11 protein-coding genes and 1 tRNA gene are annotated in these 12,209 nt (G+C 66.0%); 10 read left to right on the top strand and 2 right to left on the bottom strand.

The genetic code is table 11. The annotated features are described in order from the left end of the window. Nucleotides 1-56: 56 nt before the first annotated feature. Nucleotides 57-470, bottom strand: coding sequence for a hypothetical protein (locus HT136_RS12115; RefSeq protein WP_246543643.1), 414 nt, complete (start codon nucleotides 468-470; stop codon nucleotides 57-59). Between the two features lie 142 nt (nucleotides 471-612). On the opposite strand from HT136_RS12115, the gene efp reads away from it, so the two are divergent. The 6 genes from efp (at nucleotide 613) to HT136_RS12085 (ending at nucleotide 4,606) form a co-directional block, all read left to right on the top strand. After that, entirely contained in the window at nucleotides 613-1,176 is a 564-nt protein-coding gene (gene efp, locus HT136_RS12110; protein ID WP_214200021.1) for an elongation factor P, read from the top strand. A 2-nt stretch (nucleotides 1,177-1,178) separates the two neighbouring features. Continuing rightward, nucleotides 1,179-1,580, top strand: a complete 402-nt coding sequence (locus HT136_RS12105) for a hypothetical protein (RefSeq protein WP_214200020.1) — start codon at nucleotides 1,179-1,181, stop codon at nucleotides 1,578-1,580. A gap of 110 nt (nucleotides 1,581-1,690) precedes the next feature. Beyond that, the gene (locus HT136_RS12100; RefSeq protein WP_214200019.1) at nucleotides 1,691-2,527 is read left to right on the top strand and encodes an inositol monophosphatase family protein; all 837 of its coding nucleotides are present in this window, start codon (nucleotides 1,691-1,693) and stop codon (nucleotides 2,525-2,527) included. Between the two features lie 136 nt (nucleotides 2,528-2,663). Next, a complete protein-coding gene (locus HT136_RS12095) occupies nucleotides 2,664-3,023 on the top strand; it encodes a hypothetical protein (protein WP_214200018.1) in 360 nt (119 codons plus the stop codon). Between the two features lie 82 nt (nucleotides 3,024-3,105). Continuing rightward, nucleotides 3,106-3,189, top strand: a tRNA-Leu gene (locus HT136_RS12090). A 61-nt stretch (nucleotides 3,190-3,250) separates the two neighbouring features. Continuing rightward, nucleotides 3,251-4,606 (top strand): amidohydrolase, encoded by a 1,356-nt coding sequence (locus tag HT136_RS12085; protein ID WP_214200017.1) that lies wholly within the window; start codon nucleotides 3,251-3,253, stop codon nucleotides 4,604-4,606. Between the two features lie 12 nt (nucleotides 4,607-4,618). On the opposite strand, the gene HT136_RS12080 is transcribed toward HT136_RS12085, so the two are convergent. Then, a complete protein-coding gene (locus HT136_RS12080) occupies nucleotides 4,619-5,158 on the bottom strand; it encodes a hypothetical protein (protein WP_214200016.1) in 540 nt (179 codons plus the stop codon). A 300-nt stretch (nucleotides 5,159-5,458) separates the two neighbouring features. On the opposite strand from HT136_RS12080, the gene HT136_RS12075 reads away from it, so the two are divergent. The 4 genes from HT136_RS12075 to HT136_RS12060 are packed head-to-tail and all read left to right on the top strand — an operon-like array spanning nucleotide 5,459 to nucleotide 12,189. Next, nucleotides 5,459-6,844, top strand: coding sequence for a TIGR03013 family XrtA/PEP-CTERM system glycosyltransferase (locus tag HT136_RS12075; RefSeq protein ID WP_214200015.1), 1,386 nt, complete (start codon nucleotides 5,459-5,461; stop codon nucleotides 6,842-6,844). Continuing rightward, the gene (prsK, locus tag HT136_RS12070; RefSeq protein WP_214200014.1) at nucleotides 6,841-8,976 is read left to right on the top strand and encodes an XrtA/PEP-CTERM system histidine kinase PrsK; all 2,136 of its coding nucleotides are present in this window, start codon (nucleotides 6,841-6,843) and stop codon (nucleotides 8,974-8,976) included. The genes HT136_RS12075 and prsK overlap by 4 nt, the downstream gene beginning before the upstream one ends. Continuing rightward, nucleotides 8,976-10,352 carry a PEP-CTERM-box response regulator transcription factor gene (gene prsR, locus HT136_RS12065; protein WP_214200013.1) on the top strand — a complete coding sequence of 459 codons (1,377 nt, stop codon included), beginning with the start codon at nucleotides 8,976-8,978 and terminating at the stop codon, nucleotides 10,350-10,352. Before prsK ends, prsR begins: the two co-directional genes overlap by 1 nt. Continuing rightward, nucleotides 10,336-12,189, top strand: a complete 1,854-nt coding sequence (locus HT136_RS12060; RefSeq protein WP_246543642.1) for a tetratricopeptide repeat protein — start codon at nucleotides 10,336-10,338, stop codon at nucleotides 12,187-12,189. The genes prsR and HT136_RS12060 overlap by 17 nt, the downstream gene beginning before the upstream one ends. Nucleotides 12,190-12,209 lie beyond the last annotated feature (20 nt).

The following is a 12,209-nucleotide window of genomic DNA, read 5'->3' as shown; positions in this document are numbered from 1 at the left end:
GCGAGGAAGAATGGCTCAGCGCGCAAAAGGCTCCCCCCCTTGCGCGGCGTGGACGACTATTTGCGGCGAGCGAGCAGGCAGCGCATCGCTCCTGCCTCGCCAGTTTCTCCCGTCTTCTCGAGGAAGCCGTTGCTGATGCGCTTGAATTCCAGCCCCTTCAACTTGCCCCCGGTCATGACGACCTTGGTGCCCGTGTGCAGGTAGCTGCCGCGCACGCCGCCGGCGAGATAGCTCGAGGCGTTGACGATCCGGAAGTTGAACTCGGGCACGGGCTCGCCGACGAGACCGCCCGCATCGCCGGGCAGTTCGCAGGCGTAGGCACCCTGTTCCAGCGTGTCGATCCGGCCTCCGGGAACGGGAGGGGCTTTCGCCGGCCCGGCCTGCGCGCCAGTGGAAATGGCGCCCAGCGCCAGGGCGAGGGCTGCGATCGACACGGTGCCATGGCGGCGCGAGAGAGCGGCTGGGATCATGCCGCGTGCGCTAGCATTGGTGCGAGGCAATTGCCATGCCCGTCTGGCTCGTCTAAGGGGCGCGGGATATGTGAAACGGGTGACCGCCGTGCCCGGCGTGTTCTCGTTTCCATCAGCTCTTTCCCATCGAAGGCAGGTTCCCATGAAGATCAGCGGCGTCGACATTCGTCCCGGTAACATTCTCGAATACGAAAAAGGCATCTGGAAAGTTGCCAAGACGCAGCACACCCAGCCCGGCAAGGGCGGTGCGTTCATGCAGGTCGAGATGAAGAACCTCATCGATGGTCGCAAGACCAACGTGCGCTTCCGCAGCGCCGACACGGTCGAGAAGGTCCGCCTCGACACCAAGGACTTCCAGTTCCTCTACGTCGAGGGCGACCAGCTCGTGTTCATGGACATCGAGACCTACGACCAGATCCAGCTTCCCGCCGACCTTCTGAGCGATGCGGTGGCCTTCCTCCAGGACGGCATGCAGGTTCTGCTCGAACTGTGGGAAGAACGCCCCATCTCGGTGCAGTTGCCCGAGCAGGTCGAAGCCACCATCGTCGAGGCCGATGCCGTCGTGAAGGGCCAGACGGCGTCCTCGAGCTACAAGCCGGCGGTTCTCGACAACGGCGTGCGCGTAATGGTTCCGCCGCACATCGAGAGCGGCACGCGCATTGTCGTCGATGTCTACGAAAAGGCCTACGTGCGTAAGGCGGACTGATCATGAAGAAACTGCGTTTTGTAACCCGTACCCTGGCGCTTGCCGGTGTTCTGGCGCTGATCGCCGAACCGGCCGGCGCCGCACAGCCCAAGGCTCCCTCGGCCCCCGCGGCCAAGGCCGAGCCCAAGCAGGAAGACGTGCAGAACGCGGTTCTCTATCTGCACGTGCTCATCGCCGCCCTGGAATCCAAGGACGTCGAAGAGCCCGTGAAGAGCGCGCTGGTGGGCTGCCTCTACAACAATTCGCTGGGTACGATCGGCAAGTCGATGGACGGGCTGATCGCGCAGAACGGGGACAAGATCCACCGCGACAAGCCCAACGAAGTGTTGCAGGCGATGGCCGTCGTGTGCGGCTACCGCCCCGAAGGCAAGCCCGCCGCCCCGTCCGGGGGCAAGGGGCGCTGAGCCCCCGAACCGCCGGGGCGAACCAGGCGTTCAATCCCGTCTGGTTGCGCCCGGCGCGTTACGTTATTGATGTGCCGGGGCAAACCGGCAACAGGAGCAGAGTATAGGTTATGGCCGCAATTTCCGGTCTCATCCGTGTCATGGAAAAGGCCGCCCGCAAGGCCGGTGGCCGTCTTCGTCGCGACTTCGGCGAAGTCGAACACCTTCAGGTCTCGCGCAAGGGTCCGTCCGATTTCGTGTCGAAGGCGGACCGTGCGGCCGAGCGCACCATCTGGGACGAACTGCGCGCCGCGCGGCCCGACTGGGGCTTCCTGTTCGAGGAAGGCGGCACGATCGAGGGTGACCCGACCAAGCCGCGCTTTATCGTCGATCCGCTCGACGGCACGACCAACTTTCTCCACGGCATCCCGCATTTCGCGATCTCGATCGCGGTGCAGGAACCGCGCCTCGACGGCAACAAGTCGATCAACGGCGGTTGGGGTGAAGTGACCGCGGGTCTCATCTACCAGCCGGTCACCGACGAGAGCTTCTGGGCCGAAAAGAGCCGCGGGGCCTGGCTGCACGATGCGCGCCTGCGCGTCTCCTCGCGCCGCCACCTCGACGAGAGCCTGATCGCGACGGGCATGCCCTTCCAAGGGCACGGCAACGTGGCGGAATGGTCGCGCATCTACCAGGCACTCGCACCGCAGGTGGCGGGAATTCGCCGCTTCGGTTCGGCTGCGCTCGATCTCGCGTGGGTTGCGGCCGGCCGCTATGAGGGCTTCTGGGAAGCCGATCTCAAGCCGTGGGACACGGCGGCGGGGTGCCTCCTCGTGCGCGAGGCTGGCGGCTTCGTGTCGGACTGGAAGGGGCGTTCGCTTCCCTACTGCGATTCGCAGATCCTGGCCGGCAACGACGTGCTCCACTCGCGCCTGCACAAGATCCTGGCGACCGCGATCAAGGACTGATCGCCTCGGCGCGAGCCGTTCATTCGCTGCGACAAGTCGAGCCCCGCATCGAAGTTTCGAGCTTCGATGCGGGGTTTTGTCGTTTGGCGCAAATTTGTGCCGGGAACCAAGCCGAGGCTGTGGTATTGTTTCCGCCATGGGAAAGCGCGGCACTTTCTTCTTTGGATTGCTCTACGGCGTTCTGGCGCAGGGGGGACATGCTCAGGCGCAAGGGAGCGCTTCGAGCCGGAACCCGGCGTCCTTCGCAGCCGCCGGAACGGCCGCGCCTTTCGCTCTGGCTGATCTTGCCCGCCGCGACGCGCGCGACGGTCGTCTGGAGCGGTCCGAGCGGGTCACTTTGCCCGAGCCGCCGGAGACCGCAACGGACAAGCTGTCGCTTCGCTGGCAGGACGTACCGCTCGAAGGCGGTCCGCGCTTCGAGATCGGGGCGCTGGGAGGGAGCAAGGGAGCAGGCCGGCGCAAGCTGCTTCACATCGGGATGGACTGGTCGTTCTGAAGTCGGTGGGAAAGCGGCCGGAATCGTTTTTGTCCCCTTGAATGCCGTCAAGGCTGCGGCTAAGCGTCTCGCCTCATCCCGTGCCCCTGTGGCGGAATGGTAGACGCGAACGACTCAAAATCGTTTGTCGAAAGGCGTGCCCGTTCGAGTCGGGCCAGGGGCACCAGGATATCGTGCAAGGCTTGCGGGCACTTGCCTTTTTCCAGCGCTCGCATAGCCTTGCCGGCATGGGACTTCGAACATCGCGACACCTGGGGCCAGCTATTGGAGCGGCCCTTTTTGCCACCCTGGCGCTGGCCGGGCCTGCCCACGCGCAAGCCGTGGCCGGGGACGATCTGGCTCGCACGATCTCGGCTGACATGCCGGGGTTAATGGAGATCTACCGTGATCTTCATGCGCACCCCGAACTCAGCCTGCAGGAGAAGCGGACGGCCGCGATCATGGCCGGGGCGGCTCGCAAGGCGGGCTTCACTGTCACAGAGGGTGTGGGCGGCACGGGGGTCGTGGCGGTCTTGCGCAACGGGGAAGGGCCAACGGTCCTGATCCGGAGCGACATGGACGGATTGCCGGTCACCGAACAGACCGGGCTTCCGTTTGCTTCGAAAGTGAAGGGCGTTTCCACGGCGGGCGTCGAAAGCGGCGTGATGCACGCGTGTGGCCATGATACCCACATGACCGCCTGGATCGAGACCGCGCGCCTGCTTGCGGCGCGCAAGGACCAGTGGTCGGGCACGCTGGTGATGATCGGCCAGCCAGCCGAGGAACTGGGTGTCGGCGCGCGCGCAATGCTGGCCGATGGGCTCTACACCCGCTTTCCCAAGCCCGACTATGCGCTGGCCTTCCACGATTCGGCCGGGCTCGAGGCGGGCAAGGTCGGGGCGGCACTGGGTTGGGCTTTCGCCAACGTCGACAGCGTCGACATCCTCGTGAAGGGGCGTGGCGGGCACGGCGCCTATCCGCACACGACGATCGACCCCATCGTGCTGGGCAGCGCGATCGTGATGCGACTGCAGACGCTCGCCAGTCGGGAAATCGATCCCAAGGACCCGGTCGTGGTCACGGTGGGCTCGTTCCACGCGGGCACCAAGCACAACATCATTCCCGACCAGGCGAAGCTCGAATTGACCGTGCGCAGCTATTCGGACGAAACGCGCAAGCATCTGCTCGAAGGCATTTCCCGCATCGCACGCGGAGAAGCCCTTGCATCGGGCGTTGCCGAGCCGGACCTTCCGGTGGTGGGGGTGAAGGAACTCTATACCCGGGCGACCTGGAACACGCCCGATTTCACCGAGAAGGAGTTGACCCATTTGCAAGGTGCGCTGGGCGACAGATGGGCCGGCGTCTTGCCTTCGGTCATGGGCGGCGAGGATTTCGGCGAATACCGCCTGGCCGATCCGGATGCGATCCGCTCGATCATCTTCTGGGTCGGTGGCGTGCCCGCCAAGGCGATGGCCGAGGCCAAGGCGAATGGCACGCCGCTGCCATCGCTGCACAGCGCAAGTTGGGCTCCCGAAGCGGACAAGGTAATCGCCTCGGGGGCGCAGGCACTTACGCTGACAGCGCTAGATATCCTGAAGAAGTGAGCAATGCACGCCTCAGGGCTGCGGCGCCACGGGGCTGATCGTGCTGGCCGATGGCGAGGCCGCCATGGCCTGGAGTTCGGCGGGGCTCAACTGGATCTGCGTCACGTCCTTGTCCGGGTCCTTGTTGCGCGCGAGCCATTCCTCGAGCGTCATGCCCGGGGGCAGGGTGGCGGGTAGGGCAACCGGCGGAGTGACCGGGGGTTGGGCGAAAGGATTGTCCTGGCCGGGCTCGTAGCCGAGCTCCTGGCCGCTGGCGTAGGCCAGCGAGCCGGTCGATTCCGGAGGTGCGCCGTCGGGGCCGAAGCTGCCTTCGCTGCGCGTGCCTGGGCGAATGACGATCGCATTCGTTCCCTGGCCGTGCGCGGCCTTGCTGATGGCATCTTCGGTAGGGCCGGCGGCCACGGCCTGCGCGGCGGTTGCTTTTGTCGATTCGCCGCCGGCGAACAGCGCGAGGAGTCCCGTGGCGACGAGGGTCACCGCGGCGAAATGAATGGACATCGATTGCAGCGAAAGCTTGCCCGATGACCTGCGTCGGTTGCGAATTCCAGCCATGGGGCGTGCTTCTAGCTGCGAACTCGTGATTCCATGGTTTTCAGGCGTGCCTTACAAATTGTTAATTCAGGTGCCCGTGAAGGTGTTCACAGGCTAACGCGGATCGATGGTGTAAGGTGTAAACTCATCCGACATGGTCTGTCCTGATTTCGAAAAAAGTCGCGTTATTCGTATATTTGAGGCAAGGCTGTAGAGAGGGCGGGTATAGGCTTTTTGTCAGCTTTACCGACAGTTTACGCCTTTGCAGTAAGCTGCGGGGGAAAGCGTTAACGAGGCTGCACGGGAAGGCGAGCGAGGACGATGGTTCGTCTGTTCAAACACTACATCTCCTACGCGGTGATCCTGCTGTGTGCAGTCGATTTCCTCTTGCTGGGGCTCGCGAGCGAGGTTGCCTGGCGTCTGAGGATCGGACAGATCGGCATGGAGCCGGGGAGTCTTGTCGACCGCGTCGTTTCGCACGGCGCCTTCGCGGTGACGATGTTGCTCGCGATGACCGCGATCGGTGTCTATGGCTCCGAGGCACTGCGGTCGATGCGCTTTGCCGCGGCACGTTTGCTGGTGGCCGTATCGCTGGGCGTGATCGCGCTGGCCTTTCTCGATTTCATTGTCGCCAGCGACCAGTTCTGGCGTTCGACGCTGGCCTATTCGATGGTGACGGCGATCGTTCTGCTCATGGCCAACCGGCTCGTCTTCAAGGCGGTGTTCGGGGCGGCGGCCTTCCGGCGCAGGATCCTGGTGCTGGGCAGCGGGGAGCGGGCACTGCGCATCCAGAAGCTGTCCGAACGTCCCGAGAGCGGCTTCGCCGTGGCCGGTTTCGTGCACATGGGCGAAGCCACCGCGCTCGTCGCCAACGCGACGCCGCGTGGGCAGATCGAGAACCTGACCAATTTCGTCGAGGAACGCGGGGTCAGCGAAGTCGTGCTGGCCTTGCAGGAGCGGCGCAACGCGCTGCCGCTCAAGGACTTGCTGCGGATCAAGACCGCCGGGGTACACGTCAATGACTTCTCCAGCCTCGTCGAGCGCGAGACCGGTCGGATCGACCTCGACACCGTCAACCCGAGCTGGCTGATCTTCTCGGACGGCTTTTCCTCGGGACGGGCGGTGTCGAGCGCGGTCAAGCGCGTGTTCGACATTCTTGCGAGCCTTCTCGTGCTGGTGGTGACGGGGCCGGTGGTTGTGCTTTTCGCGGTCCTCGTGAAGCTCGACAGCAAGGGGCCCGCCTTCTACCGGCAGTCGCGCGTGGGGCTGTTCGGCGTGCCCTTCAACGTCGTAAAGTTGCGCTCGATGCGCACCGATGCCGAAAGCGCCGGCGCACAATGGGCGACCCAGGACGATCCGCGCATCACCCGCATCGGCCGTTTCATCCGCAAGGTGCGCATCGACGAACTTCCCCAGGTCTGGACGGTGCTGAAAGGCGAGATGAGCTTCGTCGGCCCGCGTCCCGAACGCCCCGAATTCGTTGCCGATCTCGAGGAGCATCTGCCCTTCTACGCCGAGCGGCACATGGTGAAGCCGGGCATTACCGGCTGGGCCCAGATCAACTATCCCTATGGCGCCTCGGTCGAGGATTCGCGCAACAAGCTCGAGTACGACCTCTACTACGCCAAGAACTACACGCCGTTCCTCGACCTGCTGATCCTGTTGCAGACGCTGCGGGTGATCCTGTGGAGCGAGGGCGCACGATGATCGCTACGGGTGCTCCCGATATCTGGGCCACCATCGGCGTCGGGCTCGACCTCACCGGAGCGATCGCGACGGCGGCGGTGGCGATTTCGCTCTGGCCGCGCCGCCAGCGCCTCGCCGGGGCGGGACCGGCGGTGCTGCTGGCGCTGGCGTTGACGTCGCTGTGGAGCATTGCGCTGGCGGCGGCGGCGGCCGGCGCGATCGCGGGTTTCGTACCCTCGCTGTTCGAAACCGCGCGCAATCTGGGCTGGCTTTACGTCGTCTTCCGGCTGTTCGGCGGCGACGGGCGCGACACCTCGCTTGCGCCGATTCGGCCGGTCATCGCGGCCTTGTGCTTTGTCGAGGTTTTCCATCTCGGCATCGACTACGGGCTCATGAGCATGCCTTTGCCCGACGCGGCCAAGCGCGTCGCCTTTGAGTTCAATGTCATGTTCCGCCTGCTGGTGACGGTGGGCGGGCTGGTGCTGGTCCACAATCTCTACGCAGGCTGCTCGCACGAGGCGCGTCCGGCCTTGCGCTGGCCGACGATCGGGCTCGCGGTGCTGTGGGCCTTCGATCTCAACCTTTACACGATCTCCTATCTCGCGAGCGCCTGGCCGAGCGAGATCGCCGCGTTGCGCGGGCTGGCGACGCTCACGCTGGCGCTGTTCATTGGCCTTTCCGTCTCGGCCAACCGCGACGAATTGCGTATCCGACCCTCGCGCGCGGTGACCTTCCAGACGTTTTCGCTGCTGGTGATCGGGGCCTATCTCGTCGGCATGGTCGCGGTGGCGCAGTGGCTGGCCTATGCGGGCGGCAATTTCGCGCGGCTGATCGAACTTGCCTTCCTGACGCTGGCGAGCGCGATTGCGCTGGTCGTGCTGCCCTCGCGGCGGCTGCGCAGCTGGCTCAAGGTCACGCTTGCCAAGCACTTCTTCCAGCACCGCTACGACTACCGCGAGGAGTGGCTGCGCTTCACCCGCACCATCGGCAGCGGCGGCACCAACGCCTCGCCGCTTGGCGAACGCGTGGTGAAATCGGTAGCCGACTTGTTCGAGAGCCCGGGCGGCCTGCTGCTGGCTCCGGGCGAGCACGGGGAGCTTACGCTGGCCGCGCGCTGGAACTGGCCCGAAGTCGAGGTTCCGGCCATCGCGATGTCGTTGCAGGTGCAGGCCATGTTCGAGCGGACCGGCTACATCGTGGATCTCGACGAGACGCGGCGCCAGGTTGAGGGGGGAACCGCCGCCGAGCTGGAGATGCCCTCCTGGCTCATGGAGGATGCCCGCAGCTGGGCGGTCATTCCGCTGATCCATTTCGAGCGGCTGGTCGGCACCGTCGTGCTCGCGCGCCCGCAACTGGCGCGCACCTTCGACTGGGAGGACCTCGACCTCCTGCGCGTGATCAGCCAGCAGGTGGCGAGCTACCTTGCGGAGAACGCCAGCCAGCTGGCGCTCGCGGAGGCGAGCCGCTTCGACGACTTCCACCGCCGCATCGCCTTCGTGATGCACGACATCAAGAACCTCGCCAGCCAGTTCAGCCTGCTGGCCCGCAACGCCGAACTGCACGCCGACAAGCCCGCCTTCCGCGCGGACATGCTGGTGACCTTGCGCAATTCGTCCGAAAAGCTGAATGCGCTGATCGCACGGCTGGGGCGCTACGGAACCGGCGCTGTCGAGAAGCTGGAGAACATTTCGACGCGCGAGATCCTGGCGGCGGTCGCAGCCAGCTTTTCGGGAAGCCGGCAGTTCGTGCTCGTCGAATCGCCCGACCTTTGCATCACCGCCAATCGCCACTCGATCGAACAGGTCCTGGTCCACCTCGTCCAGAACGGCATCGACGCGAGCGAGGCGCACAGCCCGGTCTTCCTTTCGGTCGCGCCCGATGGCTTGCATGCCCGCTTCGAGGTGCTCGATTCCGGCTGCGGCATGTCGGCGGAATTTGTACGCAACGGCCTGTTCAAGCCATTCGTGTCTACAAAGAGTGGAGGGTTCGGGATCGGTGCTTTCGAGGCGCGCGAACTGGTGCGCGCGATGCGCGGGCGCCTCGACGTGGAATCGCGCGAGGGGCTCGGCTCGCGCTTCGTCGTGCGCATTCCCCTGAGCGAGGCGACCAACCTTTACCAGAACCTCACGAAGAACGATCAGAAGGTAGCGTGATGACCGATGACCGCGCAAAGCAACTGCCCAAGCTCCTGATCGTCGAAGACGATGCGGGACTTCAGGCGCAGCTCAAGTGGGCTTACGAGGATTTCGAGGTGATCGTCGCGGGCGACCGCGCCTCGGCGATCGCCGCACTGCGCCTCGAAACGCCCGACGTCGTCACGCTCGATCTCGGCCTTCCGCCCGATCCCGACGGCACGAGCGAGGGGTTTGCCGTGCTCGACGAGATCATGGCGCTCAAACCCGACACCAAGGTGATCGTCGCCAGCGGCCACGGCGCGCGTGAGAGCGCGCTCACCGCGATCGCGCGCGGCGCCTACGATTTCTACCAGAAGCCGGTCGACATCGACGCCCTGGGTCTCATCGTGCGCCGTGCGCTGCAGCTCCACCGGCTCGAGGAGGAGAACCGCCGTCTCGCCTCCAAGATCGCCAAGGAGGAGCGGGTGCTGGGGCGGATGATCACCGCCGCGCCCGAGATGCTCAAGGTCGCGCGCACCATCGAGCGCGTGGCCAACACCAATGTCTCGGTCATGCTGCTGGGCGCGAGCGGTACCGGCAAGGAACTCCTGGCGCGGGGGCTCCACGAGGCGAGCGACCGGGCCAAGGGCGAATTCGTTGCGATCAACTGCGCCGCGATCCCGGAAAACCTGCTCGAGAGCGAGCTGTTCGGGCACGAGAAGGGCGCTTTCACCGGTGCGGTCAAGACGACGCCGGGAAAGATCGAACAGGCTGCCGGCGGCACGTTGTTCCTCGACGAGGTGGGCGACATCCCGCTCCAGCTCCAGGTCAAGCTGCTGCGCTTCCTGCAGGAACGCGTGATCGAACGCGTCGGCTCGCGCGAGTCGATCCCGGTCGGCACGCGGATCGTGTGCGCCACGCATCAGGACCTCGAGGCGATGATCGGCGATGGGCGTTTCCGCGAGGACCTCTATTACCGTCTCGCCGAGATCGTCGTGCGTATCCCCAGCCTCGCCGACCGGCCGGGCGATGCGACGCTGCTCGCCAAGACCTTCCTTGGCCGTTACGCCTCCGAGATGAACCCGCGCGTGCGCGGCTTTGCCAGTGACGCGCTCGCCGCGATCGATGCCTGGTCGTGGCCGGGTAACGTGCGTGAACTCGAAAACCGGGTGAAACGCGCGGTGATCATGGCCGACGAAAAGCTGGTTTCGGCCGCCGACCTCGATCTCGCCGATCCCGACGAGCAGGTCGTCAACGCGCTCAACCTCAAGACCGCACGTGAACAGGCCGATCGCAAGGTGATCCGTCACGCGCTGGCGCGCAGCGAGGGCAATATCTCGAGCACGGCCAAGATGCTCGGGATCAGCCGGCCGACGCTTTATGACCTGCTCAAGCAGTATGACCTGCAAACCTGATCCCCAGCCATCGGGCAAGCGGATCGGGAGGGGCACGGGGCGCTGGTGGACGGCCCCGCTGATCGCCGGGCTGGCGCTCGGCATGGTCGCGGACGGGATCGCGATTTCGACTGAGGCTGTCGCGCAGGACAAGCCGCAAGGCGCGTCGGCGCTGGTCGAGGCCGCTCGCCGCGCACTGGCCTCGGGCGATGGGATCGCGGCCGAAATGAAGCTGCGCGCCGCGCTCGCCGCCGGTGCTGCGCAAAGCGACGTGGCCGCGTGGATGGGCGAGGCCTATCTTGACCAGGGCGATCGCGCCGGTGCGCGGCGCTGGCTGGCTTCGGGACGATTTTCACCCGACAGTTCCGCGTCGGGCTGGCGTGCTCTTGCGCGGCTAGAGCGTTTGGACGGCAACCCTGAGGCGGCGGGAACGGCGTTCGACGAGGCGCTGCGCATCACGCCCGATGATCCCGCTTTGTGGGTCGAGATCGGGCGCTGGCGCTATGCTGGCGGGCAGCACGGGCTCGCGATCGCAGCGGCGCGCCGTGCGATTGAGCTCGATCCCCAGAACGTGCGCGCGCTCCAGTTCATGGGGCAATTGGTGCGCGACCGTTATGGCCTCGTCGGGGCGCTGGCCTGGTTCGAGAAGGCGATCATGCTCGATCGCGACGACGTTTCGGTACTCCTCGACTACGCCGCAACACTGGGAGATCTGGGACGTTCGCGCCAGACGGTGACGCTCACGCGGCGCGTGCTCGAACTCGCCCCCGGCAATCCGCAGGCCTATTATCTCCAGGCTGTGATCGCGGCGCGCGCGGGCAACTTCGACCTGGTGCGCAGCCTTCTGGCTCGGACCAAGGGTGCGCTCGAAGGTTATCCCGCCGCGGTGCAGTTGCGCGGCATTGCCGAACTGGCCTTGGGCAATCCGCAAACGGCGGGCGAGGCGTTTGAAACCGTTCTGCGCACGCGCCCCGAGAGCGCGCGCACCAAGGATCTGCTGGTGCGCACGATCTATCTTTCGGGCCAGTACCGCTATGCCACGCTGCGCTTCGCCGAGGATATCGCGCGTGGCGATGCTTCGCCTTATATGCTGACTACGGTCGCGCGCGCCTACGAAGCGCTGGGCGAGCGCGACAGGGCGGGAGCGCTGCTCGATGCGGCAGCCCGTCCGCGTCGGGCCACGCTGCACGTCGTGGGACGGCAAGGCGCGATCGGGCGCCTCCTGGCGCAAGGGCAGGGACGCGCGGCCGAGGCAGCGGCGGAGACGGCCCGCCACGCAAATCCGGGCTCGTACGATGCACTGGCGCAGGCGGGCGACGTGCAACTGGCGTTGGGCAATGCGGTCGCGGCGCAGGTGCGCTATGGCGAAGCCGCCGCGATCCGCATGCCCGCGAGCCTGTTCCTGCGCCGTTACGCGGCCTTCGTCATGGCCGGGGACCGACGCGGCGCGCGCCAGTTGGTGGAAGGCTTCCTTGCGCAGAACCCGCGCAATCGCGAGGCCTTGCGCGCGGCGGCCGGGCTCGCGATCGAGGACGGGGACTATATCCGCGCACAGGCCATTCTCGGCTGGCTGTGCGACAACGGCGGCGCGCGCGACGTCCAGGTCCTTTCCGATCTCGCGCTCGTCGAGGCGGGGCTTGGCCGGGATGACGCCGCAAGTGCCACCGCGCGCCGGGCCTACCTGCTCCAGCGCGCGAGCCCCGAGGCGACGCAGGCGCTCGGCTTCAGCCTGGCCGCCAGCGGTCGCGATCCGGAAACGGCCCGCGCGCTCTTTGCCAAGGCCGAGGCGATGGTGGGTCGGACGCGCCTGATCGCGCAAGGGCGCGAAATGCTCAAGGTACCCGCGCGCGCGAGTTGAAGGCGCGCGCCGGTACCATC

The sequence above is a fragment of the Novosphingobium profundi genome (assembly GCF_018491765.1).
In the GTDB taxonomy this organism is placed as follows: Bacteria; Pseudomonadota; Alphaproteobacteria; order Sphingomonadales; family Sphingomonadaceae; genus Novosphingobium; species Novosphingobium profundi.
Note: the sequence above shows the minus strand (reverse complement) of the source record. Positions and strands in the feature narration are given on the sequence as shown.

Bases quoted from the DNA above. Each gene is read 5' to 3' on its own strand.
- HT136_RS12075 (WP_214200015.1), top strand. From the start codon at position 5,459: ATGGTTCGTCTGTTCAAACACTACATCTCCTACGCGGTGATCCTGCTG.
- prsK (WP_214200014.1), top strand. From the start codon at position 6,841: ATGATCGCTACGGGTGCTCCCGATATCTGGGCCACCATCGGCGTCGGG.
- HT136_RS12115 (WP_246543643.1), bottom strand. From the start codon at position 470: ATGATCCCAGCCGCTCTCTCGCGCCGCCATGGCACCGTGTCGATCGCA.
- HT136_RS12060 (WP_246543642.1), top strand. From the start codon at position 10,336: ATGACCTGCAAACCTGATCCCCAGCCATCGGGCAAGCGGATCGGGAGG.
- prsR (WP_214200013.1), top strand. From the start codon at position 8,976: ATGACCGATGACCGCGCAAAGCAACTGCCCAAGCTCCTGATCGTCGAA.
- efp (WP_214200021.1), top strand. From the start codon at position 613: ATGAAGATCAGCGGCGTCGACATTCGTCCCGGTAACATTCTCGAATAC.
- HT136_RS12080 (WP_214200016.1), bottom strand. From the start codon at position 5,158: ATGGCTGGAATTCGCAACCGACGCAGGTCATCGGGCAAGCTTTCGCTG.
- HT136_RS12105 (WP_214200020.1), top strand. From the start codon at position 1,179: ATGAAGAAACTGCGTTTTGTAACCCGTACCCTGGCGCTTGCCGGTGTT.
- HT136_RS12085 (WP_214200017.1), top strand. From the start codon at position 3,251: ATGGGACTTCGAACATCGCGACACCTGGGGCCAGCTATTGGAGCGGCC.
- HT136_RS12100 (WP_214200019.1), top strand. From the start codon at position 1,691: ATGGCCGCAATTTCCGGTCTCATCCGTGTCATGGAAAAGGCCGCCCGC.
- HT136_RS12095 (WP_214200018.1), top strand. From the start codon at position 2,664: ATGGGAAAGCGCGGCACTTTCTTCTTTGGATTGCTCTACGGCGTTCTG.